The sequence below is a fragment of the Pseudomonas sp. MWU12-3088 genome (assembly GCF_023242405.1).
Lineage (GTDB): Bacteria > Pseudomonadota > Gammaproteobacteria > Pseudomonadales > Pseudomonadaceae > Aquipseudomonas > Aquipseudomonas kribbensis.
Map to the genome: position 1 here is coordinate 26513 of NZ_JALJEA010000008.1, position 24254 is coordinate 50766.

Annotated in this window: 22 protein-coding genes; 7 read left to right on the forward strand and 15 right to left on the reverse strand. The window is 62.8% G+C overall.

Features of this window, described 5'->3' with window-relative positions:
* Window positions 1-14 precede the first annotated feature (14 nt).
* Together M5B98_RS18925 and M5B98_RS18930 are read right to left on the reverse strand one after the other, a co-directional pair.
* A complete protein-coding gene (locus tag M5B98_RS18925) occupies window positions 15-683 on the reverse strand; it encodes a YjfI family protein (protein ID WP_085712342.1) in 669 nt (222 codons plus the stop codon).
* A 155-nt stretch (window positions 684-838) separates the two neighbouring features.
* Window positions 839-1393, reverse strand: coding sequence for a cysteine hydrolase family protein (locus M5B98_RS18930; RefSeq protein ID WP_248743616.1), 555 nt, complete (start codon window positions 1391-1393; stop codon window positions 839-841).
* A gap of 101 nt (window positions 1394-1494) precedes the next feature.
* Here M5B98_RS18930 and M5B98_RS18935 point away from each other — a divergent pair, with 101 nt between their 5' ends.
* The 3 genes from M5B98_RS18935 (at window position 1495) to M5B98_RS18945 (ending at window position 4526) form a co-directional block, all read left to right on the forward strand.
* A complete protein-coding gene (locus M5B98_RS18935; protein WP_248743617.1) occupies window positions 1495-2490 on the forward strand; it encodes a GlxA family transcriptional regulator in 996 nt (331 codons plus the stop codon).
* 178 nt (window positions 2491-2668) lie between these two features.
* Window positions 2669-3778 (forward strand): DUF3182 family protein, encoded by a 1110-nt coding sequence (locus M5B98_RS18940; protein ID WP_248743618.1) that lies wholly within the window; start codon window positions 2669-2671, stop codon window positions 3776-3778.
* Window positions 3768-4526 carry an alpha/beta hydrolase family protein gene (locus M5B98_RS18945; RefSeq protein WP_007955615.1) on the forward strand — a complete coding sequence of 253 codons (759 nt, stop codon included), beginning with the start codon at window positions 3768-3770 and terminating at the stop codon, window positions 4524-4526. Before M5B98_RS18940 ends, M5B98_RS18945 begins: the two co-directional genes overlap by 11 nt.
* Here the strand turns inward: M5B98_RS18945 and M5B98_RS18950 are convergent, their stop codons facing one another.
* The 4 genes from M5B98_RS18950 to M5B98_RS18965 all read right to left on the reverse strand — a co-directional run bounded on the left by M5B98_RS18950 (window position 4527) and on the right by M5B98_RS18965 (window position 8976).
* Window positions 4527-5516: a lysylphosphatidylglycerol synthase domain-containing protein gene (locus M5B98_RS18950; RefSeq protein ID WP_248743619.1), complete on the reverse strand. Its 990-nt coding sequence runs from the start codon at window positions 5514-5516 to the stop codon at window positions 4527-4529.
* The gene (gene clsB, locus M5B98_RS18955) at window positions 5513-6799 is read right to left on the reverse strand and encodes a cardiolipin synthase ClsB (protein WP_248743620.1); all 1287 of its coding nucleotides are present in this window, start codon (window positions 6797-6799) and stop codon (window positions 5513-5515) included. Before clsB ends, M5B98_RS18950 begins: the two co-directional genes overlap by 4 nt.
* Window positions 6796-7593 carry an endonuclease/exonuclease/phosphatase family protein gene (locus M5B98_RS18960; RefSeq protein WP_248743621.1) on the reverse strand — a complete coding sequence of 266 codons (798 nt, stop codon included), beginning with the start codon at window positions 7591-7593 and terminating at the stop codon, window positions 6796-6798. The genes clsB and M5B98_RS18960 overlap by 4 nt, the downstream gene beginning before the upstream one ends.
* Window positions 7594-7764: 171 nt before the next feature.
* On the reverse strand, window positions 7765-8976 hold the full coding sequence (locus M5B98_RS18965) for an MFS transporter (RefSeq protein WP_248743622.1): 1212 nt from the start codon (window positions 8974-8976) through the stop codon (window positions 7765-7767).
* A gap of 189 nt (window positions 8977-9165) precedes the next feature.
* Between M5B98_RS18965 and M5B98_RS18970 the strand changes: the two genes are divergently transcribed.
* On the forward strand, window positions 9166-11268 hold the full coding sequence (locus M5B98_RS18970; RefSeq protein ID WP_248743623.1) for a mechanosensitive ion channel family protein: 2103 nt from the start codon (window positions 9166-9168) through the stop codon (window positions 11266-11268).
* Here the strand turns inward: M5B98_RS18970 and M5B98_RS18975 are convergent.
* Window positions 11262-15557 carry a DEAD/DEAH box helicase gene (locus M5B98_RS18975; protein WP_248743624.1) on the reverse strand — a complete coding sequence of 1432 codons (4296 nt, stop codon included), beginning with the start codon at window positions 15555-15557 and terminating at the stop codon, window positions 11262-11264. The genes M5B98_RS18970 and M5B98_RS18975 overlap by 7 nt on opposite strands.
* A 178-nt stretch (window positions 15558-15735) precedes the next feature.
* Between M5B98_RS18975 and M5B98_RS18980 the strand changes: the two genes are divergently transcribed.
* Complete coding sequence (locus M5B98_RS18980; protein WP_085712332.1) at window positions 15736-16620, forward strand: sugar nucleotide-binding protein; 885 nt, start codon at window positions 15736-15738, stop codon at window positions 16618-16620.
* The gene (locus M5B98_RS18985; protein ID WP_248743625.1) at window positions 16613-17542 is read left to right on the forward strand and encodes an NAD-dependent epimerase/dehydratase family protein; all 930 of its coding nucleotides are present in this window, start codon (window positions 16613-16615) and stop codon (window positions 17540-17542) included. Before M5B98_RS18980 ends, M5B98_RS18985 begins: the two co-directional genes overlap by 8 nt.
* 190 nt (window positions 17543-17732) lie before the next feature.
* Here M5B98_RS18985 and M5B98_RS18990 read toward each other — a convergent pair whose 3' ends face one another.
* The 5 genes from M5B98_RS18990 to M5B98_RS19010 all read right to left on the reverse strand — a co-directional run bounded on the left by M5B98_RS18990 (window position 17733) and on the right by M5B98_RS19010 (window position 21715).
* Window positions 17733-18431, reverse strand: a complete 699-nt coding sequence (locus tag M5B98_RS18990) for an OmpW/AlkL family protein (protein ID WP_114885812.1) — start codon at window positions 18429-18431, stop codon at window positions 17733-17735.
* A 158-nt stretch (window positions 18432-18589) separates the two neighbouring features.
* Window positions 18590-19108: a DUF3299 domain-containing protein gene (locus M5B98_RS18995; RefSeq protein WP_248743626.1), complete on the reverse strand. Its 519-nt coding sequence runs from the start codon at window positions 19106-19108 to the stop codon at window positions 18590-18592.
* An 11-nt stretch (window positions 19109-19119) separates the two neighbouring features.
* A complete protein-coding gene (locus tag M5B98_RS19000) occupies window positions 19120-20385 on the reverse strand; it encodes an ABC transporter permease (RefSeq protein WP_064599744.1) in 1266 nt (421 codons plus the stop codon).
* 1 nt (window position 20386) lies between these two features.
* A complete protein-coding gene (locus tag M5B98_RS19005; RefSeq protein WP_085712329.1) occupies window positions 20387-21097 on the reverse strand; it encodes an ABC transporter ATP-binding protein in 711 nt (236 codons plus the stop codon).
* Between the two features lie 15 nt (window positions 21098-21112).
* Window positions 21113-21715 (reverse strand): DUF2796 domain-containing protein, encoded by a 603-nt coding sequence (locus tag M5B98_RS19010; RefSeq protein ID WP_248743627.1) that lies wholly within the window; start codon window positions 21713-21715, stop codon window positions 21113-21115.
* Between the two features lie 134 nt (window positions 21716-21849).
* Between M5B98_RS19010 and M5B98_RS19015 the strand changes: the two genes are divergently transcribed.
* Window positions 21850-22206 (forward strand): hypothetical protein, encoded by a 357-nt coding sequence (locus M5B98_RS19015; protein ID WP_248743628.1) that lies wholly within the window; start codon window positions 21850-21852, stop codon window positions 22204-22206.
* A 4-nt stretch (window positions 22207-22210) separates the two neighbouring features.
* Here M5B98_RS19015 and trxA read toward each other — a convergent pair whose 3' ends face one another.
* From trxA to M5B98_RS19030, 3 genes are read right to left on the reverse strand one after another with little or no spacing between them, the layout of a single operon-like run.
* Entirely contained in the window at window positions 22211-23083 is an 873-nt protein-coding gene (gene trxA, locus M5B98_RS19020; RefSeq protein ID WP_248743629.1) for a thioredoxin, read from the reverse strand.
* 39 nt (window positions 23084-23122) lie between these two features.
* Window positions 23123-23779, reverse strand: coding sequence for a class I SAM-dependent methyltransferase (locus tag M5B98_RS19025; RefSeq protein WP_248743630.1), 657 nt, complete (start codon window positions 23777-23779; stop codon window positions 23123-23125).
* Window positions 23776-24240, reverse strand: a complete 465-nt coding sequence (locus M5B98_RS19030) for a hypothetical protein (protein ID WP_134828247.1) — start codon at window positions 24238-24240, stop codon at window positions 23776-23778. Before M5B98_RS19030 ends, M5B98_RS19025 begins: the two co-directional genes overlap by 4 nt.
* Between the last annotated feature and the right edge of the window lie 14 nt (window positions 24241-24254).

The window sequence follows — 24254 nt, forward strand, 5'->3', positions numbered from 1 at the left end:
ATTTTCCCTGTTGATTACTTGAAGAAGTGTTCGAAGGCTTCGCTGGCGCGCTGCACGTTGTCGACCAGGGTTTTCACCTCGGTGACCACGTTGGTCAGGCTCGAATCCGCACTCAGCGCGCCGAACATGTTGTAAACGGTCTGGCCGTTGGGCATGGTCTCGATGCCGATCGATGACAGCGGGAACATTTCCCGGCTGCGCAGCACCGCGTCGTTGAAGGTGCGCACGTCGGTAATCGAATCGATGTCCACCAGCACGGTATCGACGATGATCTGCTGACCGGCGATGGCGATGTGAATCGGCAGGCCGCCGAATTCGTTCATTTCCAGCTTGAGGCTGGGTTCGGCGCTCTGGATCAGGGACAGCGTGATTTCGTGGGAAGCCACCTCGTCCAGTGCCTTGAAAGCGTTGTAGAGGCTATCGATGTTCCAGTTGTTGCCTGCGCTCATGTAATTCTCCGACATGAAAGAGCCAGCCAGAATCGGTTGGCGTAGCTGTTGCTCCATTTGCTTGAGCAAGCTTCGGTTTTCGGGAAGCACCCAAGTTTCGTGTTTCACATAACCGGCGGCAGCCAGGCCCGCGCGCATCTGCTTCATATAGAAGCTCGACGGTTTTTTCGCGGACGTTGTCGAGCGCACTCCCTTCGGGCTCTCCGATTTTGTTGCAGGGGAGTTGCTTTTCATGGCGATGACTCCGTTATGAACATCTCACGCGTGAGCCACACTACAACCAATTCAAAGTGCCATCAATGGCTCACGCGTGAGATTTTTTTCAGCGCACGAAAAAAGGCCCGCAACGGGGCGGGCCGGTCTTTCTTGCGGACGTTCGTGTATGAGGGTTAATGGGTGGCCGCGAGGAACTCGTCTGCCGAGACCACACTGGCGTAGGCGAAACCCAGCGAAGACATGAACGCCGCATGCACCTGGGCTGCCGGCACGATCAAACCATTGAATTCCAGGTCGCGGGTGGCGCAGGCATCGTGGATCACCGTGACGGTGTAGCCCAGATCCGCTGCTGCCCGGACCACGCCGTCGATGCACATGTGGCTCATGCTGCCGACCACCACCAGTTGCTTGATGTCTTGCTCATCGAGGATCGACTGCAATTCGGTTTCGCGGAACGCGTTGACGAAGTGTTTGAGCACCACCGGTTCATCGGCGCGGTTGAGCACCTTGGAATGCAATTTTGCGCCCTCGGAGCCGGGGGTGAAAAACGGCGCATCGGCCGAGGTGAATTCGTGGCGGATATGGATCACCGGATCACCCGCTTCACGGAACGCGGCGATTAGTCGGGCGGCGTTGTCGGCGGCGGCGTCGACGCCAGCCAGCGGCCACTTGCCTTGGGGGAAGTAGTCGTTCTGGATATCGACTACGATGAGCGCTTGCCTGGCCATGGGTGTTTCCTCGAAGTGTTTGTTGGGAGTGGAATCAGTATCGGCGCCCGCTACGTCTTCGAGGATTGGCCGCACCGACAATAGACAGGGGAAAACTGACAATGGGGGCTGAAAGGGCCGTTGCCGAGCTGGGCGTGCTGATTTATCCCGGCGCGCAACTGGCGGCGGTGCATGGTTTGACCGACCTGTTCGGCGTGGCCGACCGGATCGCGGTCGAACATCAGGCCGCGCAATTGCCGCGACTGCGGGTGAGTCACTGGCAGGTCGAGAACGAGCGGGCACCGGTCAGGGTTTACGACAGTCATCCTGCTGCCGAAACGGGTTTGCTGGCGGTGCTGATTCCGCCGTCGATCGCTGGATTCAGTGCAGAGCAGGCATCGCCGGGATTGCTGCAATGGCTGCGCGACCAGCATGGCCGTGGCGCGACGCTGGGCGGCGTCTGCGTAGGCTCGTGGCTGCTGGCCGAAAGCGGTCTGCTCAACGGTCGCAGCGCCACCACCCACTGGACCTCGGCCAAGGCCTTTGCCGAGCGTTATCCGCAGATCAGACTCAAGGCCGACACGCCGATTGTCGACGACGGCGACCTGATCACCACGGCCGGGCTCATGGCCTGGTCGGAGCTGGGGCTGCGGCTGGTTGATCGTTTGTTGGGCCCAAGCATCGCCAGCGCCACAGCACGGTTTCTGGTGATGGAACACAGCGACAGCGCCAGTGCCTGCGGCAGTAATTTCGCGCCGATCCTCGGCCATGGCGATGCAGCGATTCTCAAGGTCCAGCACTGGCTGCAAAGCACCGGCGCGACGGACGTTTCGCTGGCCTCGATGGCCGAGCGATCAGGACTGGAGGAGCGCACATTCCTGCGTCGTTTCCGGGCCGCCACCGGCCTGAAACCCACCGAATACTGTCAGCACCTGCGGGTTGGCAAGGCGCGGGAAATGCTCGAGTTCAGCAACAGCACCATCGATCACATTGCGTGGACGGTGGGTTATCAGGATCCGGGAGCCTTTCGCGCCATCTTCAAGAAAATCACCGGGCTGGCGCCGAGTGACTACCGCAATCGGTTCGGCGTGACCCCGCCGGCGGCGCTGACTAGATAACACCACGCGGTCGTGCAAAATGCCGTGGCCGTGGCGGCCATCGTGCAGATTGAAACGGGCGCAACGCCAGTACGAAAAGGCTAATCGACTGATCCGCAAAGGTTTTGGCGACGCCATCGTTTGGCCTGATCTCTGCACTCTTTGACCTACATTCACCGAGCCGCTGGAAGGGGGACGCATGACCCCGACACCCCGCAACAGGATAGTGGTCGCTCATTCCGTACGCCCCGACGCGCCGCAACACGAAGTGCAGACCAACAAGGCGCTGGCCCGCTGGCTGGCGCAGATTCTCGGACTGAAATTCGGCGGCAGCTACGACGCGCAAAAGCACCACGGTCGCGACCTGTATCTGTTGCCGACCCAAACCATCGTCGGCGCCGCCAAGGCCCATGAGCTGGGCATCAAGGGCCCCGAGGATCTGTGGGGCGGTTTCGTCGAGCACGATTTCATCTGCACCAAAGCCATCAGCCATGGTTTGCGCAGCCATCAGGCCCACGCGCCGCAAGGCTGGTCGCCGCTGTTTTCCGAACGCACGCGCAATGTCGTGCTCGACGGGCTCAGCGTGTTTGATCTGAAAGATGCACGACCTGCCGCCGAACATCTGTTGTACAGCGGCCCGATCCGTCTCAAACCGATTCATGCGTGTGCTGGTCGCGGTCAGGAAGTGATCAAGAGCCTCGACGCTTTCGACGAAATCCTCGCGCGTCCCGATATAGCCAGACAGTTCAGCGAAGGCGTGGTGCTCGAACAGGACCTGAGCCAGGTGATCACCCATAGCGTCGGTCAGTCGTTCATCGGCGACCGGGTGCTCAGTTACTGCGGTGATCAATACTTGACCGGAGACGCCCACGGCGAAGAAGTCTATGGCGGTTCGAACCTGCTGGTGGTGCAGGGCGGCTACGAGGAACTGCTGAAACTGGATCTGTCGGACGACGTGCAGCTCGCCATTGAACAGGCGCAGGTTTTCGACAGCGCAGCGGATGAAGCCTATCCACGGTTCTACGCTTCGCGACGCAACTATGACATCGCTCAAGGGCTGGACAGCAACGGCCAACGGCGTAGCGGCGTACTCGAACAATCCTGGCGCATGGGCGGCGCCAGCAGCGCGGAAGTGGCGGCGTTGCAGAGTTTCGTCAACGACCCGTCGATGCGCGCGATCCGCGTGTCGTCGGTGGAAACCTACATCGACCGGGCCCTGCCGGCGGATGCCATCGAGGTCTATCGTGGCCCGGCCGAGAACAGCGACTTTCTCCTCAAATACGTGACGGTCAAATCCTATGACGGCTAGAAGCGAAAGCATTCAAATCGACATTGATGACGAACAGATGAGCGGGACGTTCCTCAGTCCCAAATCGAAAGTCCCCGGCGTGTTGTTCGTGCATGGTTGGGGCGGCAGTCAGGAGCGGGACCTGGAACGGGCCAAAGGCATCGCCGGTCTGGGTTGCGTCTGTCTGACATTCGACCTGCGCGGGCATACCGGCGGCACCGGCATTCCGCTGAGCCGGGTGACCCGTGAAGACAACCTGCGCGACCTGCTCGCAGCTTACGACCGATTGCTCGCCCACCCGGCGCTGGACACTTCGGCCATCGCGGTGGTCGGTACCAGCTACGGTGGTTATCTCGCCTCGATCCTCACCTCATTGCGCCCGGTGCGCTGGCTGGCGCTGCGGGTGCCGGCGCTGTATCGCGACGAACAATGGCATACGCCCAAGCGCGATCTGGACAAGGCTGACCTGCGCGATTATCGCGGCACACTGGTACGGGCCGACAGCAACCGGGCGCTGCATGCCTGCTCGCAATTCACCGGTGACGTGCTGCTGGTGCAATCGGAAACCGACGACTATGTGCCTCACGCGACGATCATGAGTTACCGCGCCGCGTGCCAGCAGACCCACTCGCTGACCCACCGCATCATCGACGGCGCCGACCATGCCCTGAGCGATCCGACGTCGCAGCAGGCCTATACCTCGATCCTGGTCGACTGGATCACCGAAATGGTGGTGGGCGAACGCTTGAGCATCATTCAGTCGCGCTGATCAGGGCTTGGGCTTTTTCTCGATCCGCAACGCCTTGGCCTTGGCTTCCACCACCAGGTACATCACCACGGTGATCAACAGCGGCAGCAGAAAATAGATCGCCCGATAGGCCAGCAACCCCGCCACCAGACTGCCCCGGGAAGCCTCGTATTGCAGCAGGGCGACGAACACCGCTTCCAGCACCCCGAGCCCGGCGGGGATGTGAGTGATGACCCCGGCAATCGCGCTGATCAGCAGCACGCCGAGCACCAGCGGATAGTCGAGCTTGCTCGGCAGCAGGGTGAAAATCACCGCCGCCATCAACGACCAGTTCAGCGCGCCGAGCAGCAGCTGCAGGACCGCCATGCGCAGCGAGGGCAGATTGATTTCCACTCCGCGAATCGACCACTCGCGCCGTCGGGAAAAGCGGCAGGCGATCAGGTAACCGAGGCTGATCAACAGCAGCAACACGCCAATGCCCTGCAACGCTTCGCTGCTGACTTTCCAGCCCGGCGGCATGCTGACCAGGCCACTGCTGAACACCGCGCCGGCGATGGTCATGTAGCCGAACCAGTTGGTCGCCAGGCTCAGGCCAAGGATCTTGGCGATGTTGCCTTTGCTCACTCCGAGCCGTGAATACAGCCGATAACGCATGGCGATCCCGCCGACCCAGGCGCTCAGATTGAGGTTGAACGCGTAGCTGATGATGCCCACCGGCAGGATCTGTTTCCACGTCAGGTCCTGACGGATGTAAGTGCGGCCGATAAGGTCGAAACTGGCGTACACCAGAAAGCTCAACAGCGTCAGGCTGGAAGCGATGATCAGCGTGCGCACCTTGAAGTCGGCGAGGGTCTGCAGCACCTCGGTCCATTCGATGCGGCTGGCGAACATCGTCAGCAGGACGATCAGCGCGAGGAAAAACAGCAACGTCAGCGGGCGCTTCCAGCGGCTCCAGCGAGACGTTGCGGCTGGCAGCGAATGCGTTGCGGACTGAGCGTCGGAACGACTCATGACGGATCGCTCCCTCTCTTGCCGATGAAGGGTTTCAAACGAGGCTTATGCGCGGGCAGCCAACCGGCCATCGCTGGAAAGTGGCGCAGGAAGTGAAACACCAGAAAGCCCACGGTCATGTGCCAGATGCGCCCGCGCGGGGACTTGCTGGCATCCATCGCTTTGCAGTGGTTGTTGCTCAGATCTTCGAGACGTTCAAACAGATGAGCATTGAAGGCCCGGTCACGGATCAGCACGTTGGCCTCCAGATTCAGCGACAGGCTCAGCGGATCGAGATTGCTCGACCCGACGGTGCTCCATTCCTCATCCACCAGCGCGACCTTGCCGTGCAGCGGCCGTTGGCAATATTCGTGGATCTGTACCCCGGCCTTGAGCAGGTAGTCGTAGGTCATGCGCGCCGCGAGTTTGGCCACCAGCATGTCCGGCTGGCCCTGCAGGATCAGTCGCACATCGATGCCGCGCCGGGCCGCGTTGCGCATCTCGCGCAGCAAGCGATAACCGGGGAAGAAATAGGCATTGGCGATCACCACCCGGCGTTTCGCCCGGCGCAGGACCTGCAAGTAAACGTCTTCGATATCGGTGTGGTGCCGGTCGTTATCGCGGAATACCAGGCGCACCTGACCGTCGTGCTCGGTGAACGCCATCTCCGCCCGACGCTGGCGCCGGCGTTGCCACCAGAAGCGTGCCCGGCCGGGGCGACCGCTTTGTAGCAGGGCAAAGTGATGGATGTCGGCCACCGCCGGGCCCTGAACTTCCACGGCGTAATCCTGCTTCGCCTCGGGGCCGAAATCCGCCAGGTGATCGCCGGAAAAATTGATCCCGCCGATGAACGCAATCAGCCCGTCGACCACCACGATCTTGCGGTGCAGGCGGCGGAACCAGTTGGTGCGAAACCCCAGGCGTTTCGGTGCCGGGTCGAAGATTTGCAGATGCACACCGGCCTCGCTCAACGCGGTGAGATACCCGGTGCTCAATTCGCCACAACCGAAGCCGTCGAGGCTGACGGTGGTACGCACGCCACGCCGGGCGGCGTCGATCAGGATCTGCTGCAACTCGTTGCCGACCTTGTCTTCGAAAACAATGAAGGTCTCCAGCAGGATTTCACACTTCGCCGCACGCATCGCATCGAAGACTCGGGGGAAGTATTCCTCACCGTTTTCCAGCAGATCCACGCGGTTGCTGCCCTGCCAGCCATAGTCGACATCGACGTGGCCGGGTTCGCGAATCGGCGGGGTGATGGTGATCGGTTCCACAGCGGATTTTTCCAGCGGCGCGCTGCTCATAGTTCGATCTCCACGGACAGCGGCACGTGGTCGGAAAGGTGCGACCAGGGCCGGTTGGCAAGGACCTTCGGCTCGCTGGCCTTGAGGTTACGCACGTAGATCCGGTCCAGCCGCAACGCCGGCCAGCGCGCCGGAAAACTGCGCGCCGGTTTGCCCTGATGTTCGGCAAACACTTCCCGCAGACCGCAAGGTTCCAGCAGCGCATCGGCACGCTGGCGCCAGTCGTTGAAGTCGCCGGCAACGATCACCGGCACATCGTCGGGCAGATCGGCGAGGCGTTTGCGGAGCAGTTTCAGCTGTGCGTTGCGATGACTTTCGCGCAGGCCCAGGTGCACGCAGATCGCGTGCAGTTCGCGATCGTCTCCCGGCAGGCGCAGGACGCAGTGCAAGAGGCCACGGTTTTCGTGGCCGCTGATGGACACGTCGAGGTTGTCGTGGCGCACGATCTGGAATTTCGACAGCAGCGCGTTGCCGTGATCGCCCTCCGGGTACACCGCGTTGCGCCCGTAGGCGAACTGCGGCCACAGGCTGTCGGCGAGGAACTCGTACTGCGGCATGGTCGGCCAATTGTTGTAGCGCTTGGGATGGTGTTCGTGGGTGCCGTGCACTTCCTGCAGAAACACCACGTCGGCGGACACACTGCGCACCGCTTCGCGCAGTTCGGGGAGGATGAAGCGGCGGTTCAGCGCGGTGAACCCCTTGTGGGTGTTGACCGTCAGCACCGTGAAGCGGCGCACCGTCGTGATGACGGTGGCCTGTTCGTCGGTGACGCCGACCGGCTCGGGAATGCTCATGACGGCATGCCTGCCGAGGTGTGGCGCTTGCTGCGCCCAGGTGGGCCATCGATGTGAATCGCTGTCATGCCGTTCTCCCGTCGAAAGTCCTCGTACCGCCTCTGTCTGTTGGTGACTGCGGGCGGTTCGAGAAAGTTTCGACGGGACTACGGACGGTCGGTATTCGCCGGATCAGTGGCCGGCAACGATGCGGGTGGAGCCTTCAGCGGGTTCGGCATACACCCGGCCCAGTCGGTCGAGGCGACCGCTCAAGGTTGTCAGGGCCAATGCCACCAGCACCACCAGCCCGCCGATCCACGCGGTATGGATCAGGCCGATGTGTTCGACGATCAGCCCGCCGCCCCAGGCACCGCCGGCAATCCCGAGGTTGAACGCAGCAATGTTCAGTCCCGACGCCACATCCACCGCTTGCGGCGTGTGATGTTCAGCCTGGCGCACCACATACACCTGCAGGCCCGGCACGTTGCCGAAGGCGACCGCACCCCAGACCAGCACGGTGGCCAGCGCCAGCCACGGATTTCCTGCGGTGAAAGTGAGCACGAACAGCACGGCGGCGAGCAGGGCGAAGATGATTTTCAGCGCGCTGATCGGCCCGCGCTTGTCCGCCAGTCTGCCGCCCCAGATGTTGCCGGCGGCCACCGACACGCCGTACACCAGCAGCACCAGGCTGACCGTGCCGGCGCTGAAACCCGAGATGTCCTGAAGAATCGGCGCCAGGTAAGTGAAGGCGATGAACGAGCCGCCGTAACCGATGGCGGTCATGGCGTACACCAGCAGCAGGCGCGGTTGCTTGAGCACCTGCAGCTGTTGCAGCAGCGAAGCCGGTTTGCTGTGGGCGATGTTTTTCGGCACGTAGAGCAAGCTGCCGATGAACGCGATAACACCCAGCGCCGATACGGCGAGGAAGGTTTCACGCCAGCCGAAATGCTGACCGATGAAGGTGCCCAGCGGTACGCCGGTGACCAGCGCCACGGTCAGGCCGGTGAACATGATCGCAATCGCGCTCGCGGCTTTTTCCTTGGGTACCAGGCTGGTGGCGATGGTCGAGCCGATGGAGAAGAACACGCCGTGGGCCAGACCGGTGACGATCCGCGCCAGTACCAGCGATTCATAACTCGGCGCCAGCCACGCCAGCAGGTTGCCGAGGGTAAACAGCACCATCAGCGACAGCAGCAACAGTTTGCGCGGGACTTTGCCGGTGAGGGCGGTCAGCACCGGCGCACCGATGGCCACGCCCAAGGCGTAGAGACTGACCAGCAGCCCGGCGGACGGCAGACTGACGCCGAGATCGGCGCCGATGGTGGGAAGCAGGCCAACGATGACGAACTCGGTCGTCCCGATGGCGAATGCGCTGAGGGTCAGCGCGAGCAAGGCAATGGGCATGACGGCACTCCGGTAGAGGATTGAATGGAGCGCAGTGTCGGGGTTTGGTTGGGGTGGAAAAATACAGGGATGGGCATTTGATATTTGATCTGAGCGCAAAGATCAAAAGCCACCGTCAACGCGCTCTTGAACTTTGCCGAGCAAAAAACGCTCAGTTCCTTACAGGTTCAACCAAGGGAGCTCTGCGTTTTGACCAGGTTCAGGATCGCAATTCTATTGGGGGCGCTGCTGTTCTCCGGCGGCCAGATGCTGCAGGCCGCTACATTGCCAGGCGTCCCGGCGGCCACCACAAAAGCCGCCGAACCCGAGCCATTGGTGCAGGGCGGACTGCTCGGCGCCATCAGTTCCAGCATCGACGACGTGCAGGACAAACTCGACCTCAACGAGCATCTGGTCGATGCCTGGCGCCTGCGGGCCGACCGGGCGGCGGATGAAGTCGACAGGCTGGTCAATCAGCCGTCGGATCGCTCGGGGTGGAGAGTGGCCGGGGACTTCATGATGTTGTCCGGCGTATGGCTCGGCACCTTTGCCGTGTTGACCGTACTTGGCAGCGTTCTGGCCAAGCGGATGCGCGAGGGCCGCTGGCTGCGCACCCGCCAGCGCAGTCAGGACCTGATCGGTTATTTGCTGCCCTACACATTGCCTGCATTGATCTGCCTGCCGTTGACCCTGTACGTCAGCCACTTCCTGCCGGCCTCGGTCGGTCGGGCGCTGGCGCTGTGTTTTGCCTACGCCACCAGCAGCGGTATTTTTTCCACCTCGATGCTGTTGTGTGTGGTGGTGATGTTCAACACCGGCCACAAGCGACGCGCGGCGCAGATCATTCGCGACTACTGCCCGAAACCGCTGTTCCTGATCGGCTTTCTCGCCGCGTTGAGTGACGCGCTGACCAGTCCGCAGATCGCCCGGCAACTGGGTGGCAACATCACCAGCAGCATCGCGGTGTTTACCGGTCTGCTGGCGTCGATCATCTTTGGTCTGTTGGTAATTCGCTTGCGCCGGCCGGTGGCGCACCTGATCCGCAATCGCTCGCTGGCCCAACGTCTGAAACAACCTTCACTGCAGGAATCGCTGCGGATCTTTTCCGGGCTCTGGTACTGGCCGATCGTGTTGATGGTGCTGGTCTCGGCAGTCAATCTGATCGGCATCGGCGAGGACAATCAAAAGGCTCTGCGCTGCGCGCTGTTCACCACGGTGCTGCTGATCGGCACGGTGTTTCTCAGCACGGTTCTGCAACACCTGTTCAAGTCGCGGCGGGCCGAGGCGATCCAGCGCAGCAGCGCCTACAAGGAGCGTTTTCTCAGCCTGCTGCATGCGTTGCTGCGGATCGTCATCGCGATTGCGTTCATCGATATCCTCGGGCGGATCTGGGGCGTATCGCTGATCGATTTTGCGCAAAGCAGCACGGTCGGCCGGGCGATCAGCAATGCCTTGAGCAGCATCGGCCTGATCTTCCTCGTGACATGGCTGCTGTGGGTGGTGCTCGACACGGCGATTCAGGAAGCGCTGAAACCACCGGTCAGCAAACGCTCGGCGCGCCAGCCGAGTACCCGGGTGAAAACCATCCTGCCGCTGTTGCGCAACGCGATCAAAATCATCCTGGTGGTGATCTGCGCAATCACCACCATGGCCAATCTCGGGATCAACGTCGCGCCACTGCTGGCCGGTGCCGGGGTGGTCGGTCTGGCCATCGGTTTCGGTTCGCAGCAACTGGTGCAGGACGTGATCACCGGGCTGTTCATCATCATTGAAGACACGCTGTCGATCGGCGATTGGGTGGTGCTCGATTCCGGGCATGCCGGTACGGTCGAAGGCCTGACCATTCGCACCCTGCGCCTGCGCGACGGCAAGGGCTTCGTGCACTCGGTGCCGTTCGGTCAGATCAAGGCTGTGACCAACCAATCGCGGCAGTTTGCGTTCGCGTTCTTCTCGGTGCAGTTCACCTACGACACCGATGTCGAAAAAGCCATCGAGCTGATCCGCGAGACCGGGGATTCGATCCGCGAAGACCCGTTCCTCAAGTACAACCTGCAAGGACCGCTGGATGTGTTCGGCGTGGACAAGATGGACCTGAACGGCGTGGTGCTGACGGCGCAATTCCGTACGGTGTCGGGCGGGCAATATGCGGTGAGCCGCGCGTTCAATCAGCGTTTGAAAAAGCTTGTGGATAACAGCCTGTGGGTGCATTTCGCGCAGACTTATCCACAGCAGGTTTTACTGCCCAAACGACAGGAAGATGAGGTGGCGGCGCATTCGTCGGTGGTGTTGCCGGAGCAGGCGCGGACTCAGTGACGGGTCAGTTTGCTGCGGATTTCGCCCATGGCGGGTTGCTCCAGCTCCACCCAGAACAGCTGCTTGCCGGCAATCTCGGCGGCCACCGGCAAGCCGTCGCGATACACCAGGCGATTGCTCGCCAGCGCCGGTACTTTATCGCCGGGCAGCAAGGTGCCGGCGAGGTTCAGCGGATCGACCCCGCACACCGCGATCAGGCTGCCGTCATGAGGGCGGCGGCGCACTTCGCGCAGCAGCGGAATTGCCTCGGGCAGGGCGAACTGTTCGCCGGCCAGGCCACTGACAAACCGCCCGCCACGAATCTCGCCCCGTGCCTCCAGTCGATGGAAAGTGCGCAGCAATTCGCGCCAGCTCGGCAGCCAGTCGGCTTCGCGTTCCAGCAGGCGCCAGAACACCACGCCGTAACGGCGCAATAAGGTCATGGCGATGTGTTCGAGGGTTTCGGGCGACGCTGTCTGACTGTTCTCCACAACCGGCCTGCGACGCAGAAGCGCCCACCGACCGGCATCGTCCATACCTCCGACAAACGCCCCGCGCCCACGTCGACTGCTGCGTTGCTGGCGCTTGCTCGCCGGGGTGATCAGCGCGCGCAACCCGGCAAAGCTGTCGGCGTTCACCAGACCGGCGCCGACCAGTTCCTGCAAGGCGATTTCCAGTTCGGTGCGCAGCAGATGCGCTTCATGAATCAGCTCATCGAAAAACAGCGCGCCGTGTTGGCTGAGGGCCTCGAAGACTTTCAGCGTCTTGGGCGACAGTTCACTGATCGGCGTCTGTTCGGCCAGCGAACTCCACAACCCGACCTGACTGCGCGGCAATAGCACAACGGGCGTACTGCGCAGCGCCGTGCCGCTGGTTTTCTGCCGGGCGCTGAGGCGCGTCCACACCAGTTTTCCGCTGCGGCACAGATCATCCAGCCAGCTCGGTGAATAGTCCTTGAGCCGCGCCGGGAGGATGTCGCTGTCCCACGCCGAAGCGGCTGCCGGATAGCCTTCGAACTGACCGACAATCGCCGGCAACACGGCACTGCCCTGACCCCGGGTGGATGGAGACAGATGCTGCCAGTCGAACAGAAAACGCATGAAATCCTGCAACGCCACCGGTTCGATTTCCCGGCGCAGACGCTTGACCGTGTAGCGATGAATACGCGCCAGCAGATGCCGCTCGCACCATTCTTCAATCGTCAGCCCCGGGGTGAACCGACCGCGCAGCACGTAGCCTTCACGCTCCAGTCGGGCGAGAGCTTGATGGACCGGTGCAGCTGGCAATGACAGCGGCCGGGCAATGGCCTCCAGCGGCAGCGGGCCGAATGCACTCAGCCGTGCGCGGATGACTTCCACCAAGGCATCGTCGGTGGTCCAGACCTCATCGAAACCCGGTAGCGCTGGCAGTGCCGAATGCGCCTGTGGATAAAGCGCTTGCAGGCAGGTCAGGCGTTCCCGTGCCAGCCACAGCGAGTGCTCGGGATCGATCTGCAATCGGCAGGCTCGACCCGTGTCGGCCAGGGCATTCAGCCAATCGCGCCAATGCGGATTGGCCTCGACTTCGCGGTCGCTGATGCAGGCCAGACTCATCAGCGCTTCGTGCATTTCATCGGCGCTGTTTGGTGTCGGCCACGCCTCTTCGCGCACGGCGTTGATCGCGTCGGCGTCCAGCGCACCGAGGTCATCGGTGGATTGCGGATCGCTCCAGCGTCGGTTGAGCACGGCCTGGGTGCGACGCTCTTCCAGCGGTGCATCGTCGAGAAAGGTGTAGGGGCGGGCGCTGAGAATTTCCGCGGCCAGCGGCGAAGGGGCCGGAAGGTCACGGGCGATCAGCCGCACTTCGCCGCGCTCCATGCGCCGCAGCAGTTGCAGCCAGCCTTCGCTGTCCATCGCCTCGTGCAGGCAATCGTCGAGGGTCTGTTCCACCAGCGGATGCTCGGGAATTTCCCGTTCACCGGCGAGATTTTCCAGGCAGGCGATCTGATCGGGAAACACACTGGCGATCAGGTCTTCGCTTTTCATCCGCTGCAATTGCGGCGCGACTTTGCGCCCGCCCGTGTAGCGCGGCAGGGCCAGCGCCACCCCGGCGTTCCAGCGCCAGCGCACACCGAACAACGGCGCATCCAGCACGGCTTGAATCAGGATGTGTTCGGCGCTGTTGCTGTGCAAGTAACGCCAGACTTCGTCGAGCTCGAAACTGTGGCTGGTGGACAGCGACAGCACGATGGCGTCTTCGCTGGCGGCGGCCTGCAATTCGAAGTTGAAGGTGCGGCAGAAGCGCTTGCGCAGAGCCAGGCCCCAAGCACGGTTGATGCGGCTGCCGAACGGCGAATGGATGATCAGTTGGGTGCCGCCGGACTCGTCGAAAAACCGTTCCATCAGCAGCGTGTCCTGGGACGGCAAGGCGCCGAGGGCGAGGCGGGCGCGGGCCAGATAATCCACAAGCTGTTCGGCGCTGGCCAGATCCAGTCCCAGGGTTGCGGTCAGCCAGTGGAGGGCCGGTTGCAGATTGCCGGGGCTGGCGCTCAACAGTTGATCGAGCTGTGCCTGCAGGCGGGCCACAGCCATCGACAATTCGGCGCTGCGTCCGGGCGCTTCGCCAAGCCAGAACGGAATGGTCGGCGGCTGGCCCTGGGCATCTTCGACCCGCACCTTGCCGGTTTCTACCCGCAGGATTCGGTAGGAGGTATTGCCGAGCTGGAACACATCGCCGGCAATGCTTTCCACCGCGAAGTCTTCGTTGACGCTGCCGATGTTCAGCCCCTGGGGTTCCAGAAGCACGCTGTAGTCGGCGTTGTCCGGGATGGTGCCGCCGCTGGTGACCGCTGTCAGTCGCGCACCGCGCCGTCCACGCAGGGTTCGGCTGACGGCGTCGCGATGGAGGTAGGCACTGCGGATGCCCTGACGACCGTTGTAGCCCTCGGCGAGCATGGTCAGCAGCGCCTGATAATGTTTTTCGTCGAGGCGAGCGTAGGGCTCGGCCCGGCGGAACAGTGCGAGCAAATCGTCTTCCGCCCACTCCTGACAACTGACCTCGGCGATGATCTGCTGGGCCAGCACATCCAGCGGCGCTTCGGGGATGTGCAGGGTGTCGAGTTCGCCCCGGCGTACGCAGTCGAGCAGGGCGGCGCATTCGATCAGATCGTCGCGGGTGGTGGCGAACAGGCGTCCCTTTGGCGTGCCGCCGACCTGGTGCCCGGAACGGCCGACCCGTTGCAGGAATCCGGCAATCGAACGCGGCGAGGCGATCTGGCACACGAGGTCGACTTCGCCGATGTCGATCCCCAGTTCCAGCGACGCGGTGGCGATCAGCACTTGCAGTTCGCCGCGCTTGAGTCGTTGTTCCGCATCAAGGCGAAACTCCTTGGCGAGGCTGCCGTGGTGCGCGGCTACGGCGTGTTTGCCGAGGCGTTCGCTCAGGTGCCGGCTCAGGCGTTCGGCCAGACGCCGGGTGTTGACGAAAATCAGCGTCGTGCGGTGTTCCCGGGCCAGTGCGGCGAGGCGGTCGTAAACCAGTTCCCAGACGTCATTGGCCATGACCGCCGACAACGGCACCGGCGGCACTTCGATGCCCAGATCCCGTGGGCGCGCATGGCCGATGTCGATGATTTCGCAGGGGCGCTCATGGCCCACCAGAAAGCGTGCGACGGCTTCGATCGGCTTCTGCGTGGCCGACAGACCGATGCGGGTCAGCGGCTCGGCGCACAAGGCCTGCAGGCGTTCGAGGCTCAAGGCCAGGTGGCTGCCGCGTTTGCCGGCAGCGATGGCGTGGATTTCATCGACGATCACCGTGCGCGTGGTGCCGAGCATCTTGCGGCCGGACTCGGAACCGAGCAGCACGTAGAGCGATTCCGGGGTGGTCACCAGAATGTGCGGCGCGCTTTTGCGCATGGCGGCGCGGTCTTTTTGCGGAGTGTCACCGGTGCGCACGGCGGTGGTGATTTCCAGCGGCGGCAGATCCATCTGGCGCAACTGCTCGGTGATTCCCGCCAGCGGGTTCTGCAGGTTGATGCGGATGTCGTTGGACAGCGCCTTGAGCGGCGAGACATAGACCACCAGCGTCTCGTCCGGCAGGCCGTCCGGGGTTTCCAGGCCACGGTGGACCAGATCGTCGAGCACCGCGAGGAATGCGGTAAGGGTCTTGCCGGAGCCGGTGGGCGCGGCGATCAGCGTCGAGCGGCGCTGGCGGATCAACGGCCATGCGCGGGCCTGGGCGGCGGTGACCGTCGCGAATGTGCGGCTGAACCAGGCGCTGACGGCGGGGTGAAAGCCTGCCAGGGCCACGTCCTTGGGGATGGGCAGATTCATGTCTGCAGTTATGCGGGCGGGCGGGCGAAGTTGCAAGTACCGCCGGGGATCTACACTTTACGGGTGACGGTTGCGCACTAAACCCGCAAAATGCAACGATTCCGGCAATTATCGACGACGGTGCCCCGAGCATCGTCGCTAAAGCCATCGTTCCAATCAGACTGGGCCTGCTGACTCTATGCGAATGCGCCTTATGTTACTGGGCGGCGGAAATGCCCTTGGGCAGGCGCTGATTCGCCTCGGTGCGGAGGAAGACATCGGTTTCCTCGCCCCCCGCCCGCCCGAAGACGGCTGGGATGCCGCGAGCCTGACTCAACTGCTCGACGACACCCGTCCCGATGCATTGATCAACCTTGCCTACTATTTCGACTGGTTCCAGGCCGAGACCGTCAGCGAAAGCCGTCTGTCGGGGCAGGAACGCGCCATCGAGCGTCTGGCCGAACTGTGCCAGCACCACAACATTGTGCTGGTGCAGCCGTCCAGCTACCGGGTATTCGACGGTTCCCGCGCCACCGCCTACAGCGAAAAGGACGAGCCTGTGCCGTTGGGCCTGCGCGGTCAGGCGCTGTGGCGGATCGAGCAGAGCGTGCGGGCCACTTGCCCGCAGCACGTGCTGCTGCGCTTCGGCTGGCTGCTCGACGACAGCCCGGAAGGCACCCTCGGACGCTTCCTCGCTCGCGCGGAAAAGCCGGACGAATTGCTGCTGGCCGACGACCGTCGCGGTAATCCGACGCCTGTCGACGATGCGGCCCGGGTGATCATCTCGGTGCTCAAGCAACTCGATTGCGCGGCGCCGCTGTGGGGCACTTACCATTACGCCGGCCACGAGGCGACCACACCGCTGGCGCTGGGGCAGGCGATTCTCACCGAGGCCCGCAGCCTGCATCCGCTTGCGATCGAAGAGCCGACCGCCCAGGCCCACGCCGCGCGTGAGGATGCCGCCGAAGAACCGCAACACGCGGTACTGGCCTGCAAGAAAATTCTGCACACTTTCGGGATCAAGCCGCGCGCCTGGCGTGCCGCGCTCCCGGGCTTACTGGATAGGTTTTATCGTCATGGCTGAAGGCCCTGTTTTAATCACTGGCGGCGCCGGTTTCATCGGTTCGCACCTGACGGACGCGTTGCTCGCCAACGGCCATTCGGTACGGATCCTCGATGACCTGTCGACCGGCAAACGCAGCAACCTGCCGCTGGACAATCCCAAGGTCGAACTGATCGTCGGCGACGTTGCCGATGCCGCGCTGGTCGCCCGGGCGATGCAAGGTTGCAGCGCCGTCGCGCACCTGGCCGCCGTGGCTTCGGTGCAGGCGTCGGTGGATGATCCGGTGAAGACTCACCAGAGCAATTTCATCGGTACGCTCAACGTCTGCGAAGCCATGCGCGAGGCCGGCGTGAAGCGCGTGCTGTTCGCTTCCAGCGCAGCGGTCTACGGCAACAATGGCGAGGGCGAGTCGATCAGCGAAGACACGCCGAAAGCGCCGCTGACGCCGTATGCATCGGACAAACTGGCCGGTGAGCAGTACTTCGATTTCTATCGTCGCCAGCACGGTCTGGAACCGGCGATCTTCCGTTTCTTCAACATATTCGGCCCGCGCCAGGATCCGTCCTCGCCGTACTCCGGCGTGATCAGCATCTTCAGCGAACGCGCGCAGAAAGGCCTGCCGATCACCGTGTTCGGCGATGGCGAGCAGACCCGGGATTTCATGTACGTCGAAGACCTGGTCGACGTGCTGGTGCAGGCCCTGGAAAAACCTGAAGTGCAAGTCGGCGCGGTGAACGTCGGTTGGAATCAGGCGACCAACCTCAAGCAGATGCTGGCCGCGCTGGAAGCGGTGGTCGGTGAGCTGCCGCCCGTCAGCTACGGCCCGGCACGCTCCGGTGACATCCGTCATTCGCGGGCGAACAACAGTCGGTTGCTTGAGCGATTCAAGTGCCCGACGCCAACACCGATGAACGTCGGCCTGGCGCGTCTGCTCGGTCGCTGAGCTTCTCGCGGACATGAAAAAGGCGCCTTTTGACAGGCGCCTTTTTCACGGCCGGAAATCGGATTTCAAACACATTTCCTGTAGCGAGGGAGCTTGCTCCCCGGTCGATTGCGTAACATCGCCGTCAGTTCTGAGTCTGCCCGCCACCAAGCCTCATTCACCACCACGTGAACGTTCTTTGATTGCTCGCTTAGAACTTGTAGCCCAGACCGACCATGTACACAAATGGATCGACGTCGACATTCACTTTTGCGCGAGTACCCGGGGCCACGGCGTTGTTCTCGACGGTGGCGCGGGTGTCGATGTCGATGTAGCGCACCTGGGCGTTGAGCATGATGTTGTCGGTCAGCATGTAGTCGGCGCCGACCTGCCAGGCCAGGCCCCAGGAGTTTTTCGCCTTGAAGTTGCTGAAGCCGTTGGACTGGGCTTCGCTGCCGACGTGCTCGTCGTAGATCCAGGTGTAGTTGATGCCGCCGCCGATGTACGGCTGGAAGGCCGACTTCGAATCCAGCGGGTAGTAGACGACGCTCAGGGTCGGCGGCAGGTGTTTCAGGGTGCCGAGCTTGCCGTTGGCGGCCGGCAGGGCAGTGCCCTTGATCTTCACGTCATGCTCGAACGGCGATGCGGCCAACAGCTCGATACCGATGTTGTTGGTCAGCATGTAGGCGAAGTTCAGACCCAGTTGGGTGTCGCTGCTCATGGTCGCCTTGCCGCCCAGGTTGGTGCCGCTCAGCGGACCCTGATCGACCTTGACGCTGGAGCTGTCGGCCTTCGGGTTGACGGTGATCGCACCGGCACGAACGATGATGTCGCCGGCTTCGTGGGCGTGGGCGAGCGGGGCTGCGAGCGCGAGGGCAAACAGCGAAGCGCTGAGCAAGGACTTGTTCATGGAAGCTCCCAAAGGACGTTAAAAATGTTTGATGTCCTATGGTACGAATCCGTCTGATACGGTCTTTTGACTCAGCTCAATGAAACAGTGATGGGCGTTTTTTTTGTGGAACCTTTGCTCGCGAAGCCGATTGGCCGGGCTATAACTGATTGCCGGAATTACTCCGGCAGCTCATAGACGTAAATCTTGTCCGCCTCCATCTGATAGCCGGCATCCGCCAGCTCGCTGGTGGACGGTTTGACCTGCAACGGCCCTTCGACCCAGTACGGCTGATACAGCTCGTCGAGTTTCACGCCGACTTCACTTTTCACATGCACGATCTGGTTCGACGGCGGTGGCGGCACGTGGATGCAGGCACCGAAATACGGCACCAGCAGGAAGTCCGTGGTGCGGCCTTCCTCGCTGACTTCCAGCGGCACGATGTAGCCCGGCAGGCGGATGTTCTGCCCGTCGAGGCTCTGCACCACCGGCGCGTTGGGCATGTCCTGCTTGGCTGCCGGCGCCGATTCGGCGGACAGCGCATCGCTCATCTTCGACAGGTCATGCAACGGCGTCATGTTCGGCACTTCGGGCGCCGCGTCCGGCGGAATCATCTCCGACCAGGTCAGGTCTTTCGGTGCCGCTGCCCACACGGGCAGGGCGACCAGCATCAGCAGCGCAAGGACAGCGCGGGGCATGGTGAACATCCTCATAAACGGATCGACAGGCCATCGGCCAATGATTGGCGATACGCGCGCCAGGCCGGCACGCTGCCCATCAGCAGCGCGGCAGCCAGAATGCCACCGAGCAGCGTCCATTCATACTCGCTTGGCCATGCCAGCGGCAGATACAAGCCGTAATTGGCCTGCACATAACCCTGTGCCGCAGCGATGCCGATGTACAGCAACGCCAGCCCGGCGATCACCCCGGTCAGCGCCAGGGCGAAGGCTTCCAGCACCAGCAGGCTTGCGATGTGCCACGGCCGCGCGCCCACCGAGCGCAGAATCGCCATTTCGCGCCGACGCTCGTTGAGGCTGGTGAGAATCGCCGTGAGCATGCCAATCAACCCTGTCAGCACCACGAACAGCGAGACTACGAACAGCGCTTTTTCAGCGGTGCTCATCAGGCTCCACAGTTCCTGCAAGGCCACGCCCGGCAGGATCGCCAGCATCGGCTCGCCACGGAATTCGTTGATTTCCCGTTGCAGCGCGAAGGTGGAAATCTTGCTGTTGAGGCCGAGCATGAACGCGGTGATCGCCTGCGGCGTCAGGTCCATGTTGCGCGCCTGATCGGCGCTGATCCGCCCGTTGCCACGGGCCGGCACACCGTTGTGCCAGTCGATGTGGATCGCCTCCATGCCGCCGAGGCTGATGTGCAGCGTGCGGTCCACTGGGGTGCCGGTGCGCTTGAGAATGCCGACCACGGTGAACGGTTTGTCATCGTGCTTGACCAGACTGATCGCCGCCACGCCGTGGGCCAGTACCAGTTTGTCGCCGAGCTTGTAATGAAGCGCCTCGGCCACCTCGGCCCCGAGCACCACTTCAAACGGATCGGTAGCAAAGGCACGGCCGTCGGCCAGTTCCAGATGCTGCTGGCGGCCGTACTGGTAATGCTCGAAATAGGCTTCGGTGGTGCCCATCACCCGGTAGCCACGATGGGAATCGCCGAGGGACATCGGAATCGCCCACTTCACTTTCGGATTGCTGGCGAAGTGTTCGAAGCTGTCCCAACGGATGTTGTTGGTGGCGTTGCCGATGCGGAACACCGAATACAACAGCAGGTTCACCGAACCGGAACGGGCGCCGACGATCAGGTCGGTGCCGCTGATGGTGCTGGCGAAACTCGCTTTGGCTTCAGTGCGCACCCGTTCCACTGCCAGCAGCAGGCAGACGGAGAGGGCGATGGCGAATGCAGTAAGCAGGGCGGTGAAACGGCGGTTGGCGAGGCTGGCCATGGCCAGACGGAACAGATACATCTCAGACCTCGGCAGACGTGGCGGCGCGATTGAGTTCGGCCAGGGACAGGTGACGGTCGAACAGCGGCGCCAGGCTCTGGTCGTGGCTGACGAACAACAGGCTCGAACCGGCCTCACGGCATTCGGCGAATAACAGGCGAATGAAATTTTCCCGGGCGTCGTAGTCCAGCGCCGAGGTCGGCTCGTCGGCGATCACCAGTTCCGGCTGACCGATCAATGCGCGCGCAGCGGCAACCCGTTGCTGCTGACCGATCGACAGCGAATCGGCGCGGCGCCCGAGAATGCCTTCGTCCTTCAGACCCAGGTGGGCGAGCAGGGTGGCGGCGGCCTGATCGACGCTGCCATGACGTTGCTTCGCACGGTCTGCCCGCAGCTTCGAAAAGTGGCAGGGCAGCTCGACGTTCTCGCGCACCGAGAGAAATGGCAGCAGGTTGAATTGCTGAAAGATGTAGCCGGTGTGATCGACGCGAAAACGGTCGCGAGCGCCGGCACCCAGTTCGGTCAGTTCCTGGCCGAGCAGGCGAATGCTGCCGCGACCGGGCTTCTGCACCCCGCCGAGCAGGCCGAGCAGGGTGGTCTTGCCGCTGCCGCTGGGGCCCTTGAGGAACAGGGTTTCACCCGGTTCCAGACGAAACGCCGGGATGTCCAGCAGCGGCGGGTGACCGGGCCAGTTGAAGCCCAGGTCGGACAGTTCGATGAGTGCTTGGGTCATGGTGCCGGTTCGTGATCAGAATTTCAGGGCGGCGGATTTGGCCGTCACTTCCGTGCCTTGCTGGCCGTTCGGGCTGATCAGTTGTACCTGAATTTTCTGGGTCGCCGGGAAGGTATTGAAAATGTTCGCCAGATCCAGAGTCGTCAAGGCGCCCGGAGCTGCGCAGGTGAACTGGTAGTGAGCGTGGATTTCGCTGTGGTCGTGGTGATGCGCTTCGCCGCCCTTGGCGTCTTCGTCGTGGTCATCGTCGTCGTGATCGTCGGCATCCGGCTTGTCACCGAACAGCGGGCTTTCCAGTTTCTGACTGGCGACTTTGCAACCGGCGGCGGGCGGCAGGCTGAACAGCGCCAAAGGTTTTTCCAGCTGTGCACGGGCGGCAGCGACCTTGGCCTTGTCGGCATCGCTGGTGGCGACGTGCTCGAAGCCGACCAGGTTCATCGCCGGGCTTTCCAGCTCCAGCTCCAGGGTCTGGCCGTCGAGCGCAGCGTTCAGGCGACCGACGCCATGCTCGTGGGCACCGAGGCTGCCATGTTCGTGATCATGATCGTGCTCATCGGCGGCCTGGGCGATGGCCAGCGGCAACAGGGCAAACGGCAAAGCGAGCAGCAGACGACGCATGGCGGACTCCGGGAAGTAAAGTGAAGAGTTTGTTATGTAATCTTATAACGAAAGTGCGCAGAGTTTGCCCGCCCGCTTGGCGTTACACAAGTCCCATGGGAGCATGCAGGTCAGAAATGTGCGGGAGCGAAGTTATGTTGCGGATACGCGGAACCGTCGGTGAGTTGCCGGTGGATTTGACCCTGGAACTGGATGAAAGCGACTGGGCGCGGCTCGGTGCGCAGTTTGGCGTGCAGGTGCAAACGGCCCAGCCGCAAGCTGCCGCGGCGCCTGTGGCGAAGCCGGTCAATCAGGATGACGCGGTGTGGCAGGTCGCCAGGGATTTGCTGCGCAAGGCCGGGCAACTCAGCGGGCCGGAGCTGCTGGATCAGCTCGAAGGACTGACCGGCAGCGCGGCGGCGGGCAAGCGCTTGCTGGTGCGCCTGCGGCATTCGTCGGACGTGAAAGTGGCGAGCGGCGGGGACACGCCGCTCTACAGCTGGATCGAGTAAGCGCTTAGTAAAGCGCGGCAAACACCTTGCGCCGGTAAGCGGTCACCAGCGGGTGATCGTTGCCCAGCAGTTCGAACACTTGCAGCAAGGTCTTGTGCGGCAGGCCTTCACCGTAGCTGCGATTGCGGATGAACAGCTTGAGCAGCGCGTCCAGCGCCGCTTCGTATTGCTGGCGGGCCAGTTGCTGGATCGCCAGTTGATACACCGCTTCGTCGTCTTGCGGGTTTTGCGCCAGACGGCTTTTCAGGTCGGCGGCATCCGGCAGGTCGCGGGCCAGGCCGAGGAACTTGATCTGCGCCTTGGCACCGGCCAGCGCGGCTTTGTGTTCGTCGCTCTTGACCGCGTCGAGCACGGTTTGCGCTTCACCCAGTTCACCGCGTTCGGTCAGGCAACGAGCGTAGAGAATCAGCGCCTTGGCGTTGGTGTTGTCTTCGTTGAGCATCACCACCAGCGCGGCTTCGGCATCGGCGTAACGGCCTTCGTCGAACAGCGTCTGGGCTTGCTCGAACGGATCAGCCGCTGCCGGCGGTGGCATTTTTACGTGAGGTTCAAGCAGGGCACGCACGGCGGATTCCGGCTGGGCGCCGGCAAAACCGTCCACCGGTTGACCGTCCTTGAACAGCACCACGGTCGGCAGGCTGCGGATACCGAAGCGGGCAACGATGTCCTGCTCGACGTCGCAGTCGACCTTGGCCAGCAGCAACTCGCCCTGATAGCTCTCGGCGATGCCTTGCAGCATCGGCATCAGCGCCTTGCACGGCGCACACCATTCGGCCCAGAAATCCACCAGCACCGGTTTTTGAAAGGAAGCCTCGATCACCGACTGGTCGAAGTCGGCCGTCGTGGCGTCGAAAATGTACGGCGTTTGCTGACTCATGGGGTATCTCGTAAAAGCGTGAATGGGGCAACTATACGGTCAGGCGCGGGCCGCGTGGTAGAGGCTGACATGGCGAAACTCTTCGGGCTCGGCCAGATCCGGCAGGGTCATGGCTTCGAGCATTTCAATGCGCCGGTACAGCGGGTGACGGAAATCCCTGACCCGGGAATCCGCCACCAGCGCCTCCCGGCCGCGACTGAGAAAGGCGTCGAGCAGCGGCAGGTTCTCGCGGTCGTACAGAACGTCGGCCACCAGGATCAGATCGAAGCGATCCGCCTCGGCGAAGAAGTCCGTGGAATAGCTCATCTGCACATCATTGAGTTCGGCGTTGGCCCGGCACGCGGCAATCGCCAGCGGATCAAGGTCGCAGGCCACCACTTCCAGCGCGCCGGCCTTCACGGCGGCAATCCCGGCGATCCCGGAACCGGCACCGAAATCCAGTACGCGTTTGCCACGCACCCACTCGGGAAATTCCGCCAGATAACGCGCCACCGCCAGACCACTGGCCCAGCAGAAACTCCAGTACGGCGGCTCGTGCAGGATCCGCCGGGTTTCGTCCGGGCTGAACTCCCGGGCCATGTTGTCGCCGTCGATAAGCCACAGTTTCAGGTCAGTGTCCGGCAGCGGGCAGGCCATCAGCCGGGCATCACCAAGCAGCTCGCCCAGCGCCTGTTGCAGGTCCAGCGGTGCATTCATGGCGCTTTTACAAACTGCAGCTGGCCCAGGGCCTGGGTGGTCGGCTGGCTGATGGTCTGCGACGGCAGGTGCAGGATCAACTGACCGGATTGCGTGGCGCGGCCACGCAGTTCGACCCGTGCGCCGACCGGGAAGGCGTCAGGATTGAAGCGCAGGCGAAATGGCAGAACCTGGTTGTTGCCGATCAGGCTGGAACTGGCGAGCAACTGCTGCGGGCGACCTTTCTCGTCGATCACCAGCAGCGCCAGTTCAACTTCGGCGCCCGCCGGCACACCCTGCAAGGTGCCGCTCAGTTCCCGTTGATACGCGGGCAACGGGCCGAGGTCGGCTGCTTCCCTGGCCTTTTTCTGTGCCTGTTGCGGCGCCGGCCCCGGCGTTGGTGGCTGCGGCTTTGGCTTATCGCTGCCACAGGCCACCAGCAGGGCGAAAACACTGAGCAAAACGAGCGGTCGTAGCGACATTGGTGGCTCCGTCA

Coding starts and splice junctions, on each gene's coding strand:
- M5B98_RS18925 (WP_085712342.1), bottom strand. CDS start 683: ATGAAAAGCAACTCCCCTGCAACAAAATCGGAGAGCCCGAAGGGAGTG.
- M5B98_RS18930 (WP_248743616.1), bottom strand. CDS start 1,393: ATGGCCAGGCAAGCGCTCATCGTAGTCGATATCCAGAACGACTACTTC.
- M5B98_RS18935 (WP_248743617.1), top strand. CDS start 1,495: ATGGGGGCTGAAAGGGCCGTTGCCGAGCTGGGCGTGCTGATTTATCCC.
- M5B98_RS18940 (WP_248743618.1), top strand. CDS start 2,669: ATGACCCCGACACCCCGCAACAGGATAGTGGTCGCTCATTCCGTACGC.
- M5B98_RS18945 (WP_007955615.1), top strand. CDS start 3,768: ATGACGGCTAGAAGCGAAAGCATTCAAATCGACATTGATGACGAACAG.
- M5B98_RS18950 (WP_248743619.1), bottom strand. CDS start 5,516: ATGAGTCGTTCCGACGCTCAGTCCGCAACGCATTCGCTGCCAGCCGCA.
- clsB (WP_248743620.1), bottom strand. CDS start 6,799: ATGAGCAGCGCGCCGCTGGAAAAATCCGCTGTGGAACCGATCACCATC.
- M5B98_RS18960 (WP_248743621.1), bottom strand. CDS start 7,593: ATGAGCATTCCCGAGCCGGTCGGCGTCACCGACGAACAGGCCACCGTC.
- M5B98_RS18965 (WP_248743622.1), bottom strand. CDS start 8,976: ATGCCCATTGCCTTGCTCGCGCTGACCCTCAGCGCATTCGCCATCGGG.
- M5B98_RS18975 (WP_248743624.1), bottom strand. CDS start 15,557: ATGAATCTGCCCATCCCCAAGGACGTGGCCCTGGCAGGCTTTCACCCC.
- M5B98_RS18980 (WP_085712332.1), top strand. CDS start 15,736: ATGCGAATGCGCCTTATGTTACTGGGCGGCGGAAATGCCCTTGGGCAG.
- M5B98_RS18985 (WP_248743625.1), top strand. CDS start 16,613: ATGGCTGAAGGCCCTGTTTTAATCACTGGCGGCGCCGGTTTCATCGGT.
- M5B98_RS18990 (WP_114885812.1), bottom strand. CDS start 18,431: ATGAACAAGTCCTTGCTCAGCGCTTCGCTGTTTGCCCTCGCGCTCGCA.
- M5B98_RS18995 (WP_248743626.1), bottom strand. CDS start 19,108: ATGCCCCGCGCTGTCCTTGCGCTGCTGATGCTGGTCGCCCTGCCCGTG.
- M5B98_RS19000 (WP_064599744.1), bottom strand. CDS start 20,385: ATGTATCTGTTCCGTCTGGCCATGGCCAGCCTCGCCAACCGCCGTTTC.
- M5B98_RS19005 (WP_085712329.1), bottom strand. CDS start 21,097: ATGACCCAAGCACTCATCGAACTGTCCGACCTGGGCTTCAACTGGCCC.
- M5B98_RS19010 (WP_248743627.1), bottom strand. CDS start 21,715: ATGCGTCGTCTGCTGCTCGCTTTGCCGTTTGCCCTGTTGCCGCTGGCC.
- M5B98_RS19015 (WP_248743628.1), top strand. CDS start 21,850: ATGTTGCGGATACGCGGAACCGTCGGTGAGTTGCCGGTGGATTTGACC.
- trxA (WP_248743629.1), bottom strand. CDS start 23,083: ATGAGTCAGCAAACGCCGTACATTTTCGACGCCACGACGGCCGACTTC.
- M5B98_RS19025 (WP_248743630.1), bottom strand. CDS start 23,779: ATGAATGCACCGCTGGACCTGCAACAGGCGCTGGGCGAGCTGCTTGGT.
- M5B98_RS19030 (WP_134828247.1), bottom strand. CDS start 24,240: ATGTCGCTACGACCGCTCGTTTTGCTCAGTGTTTTCGCCCTGCTGGTG.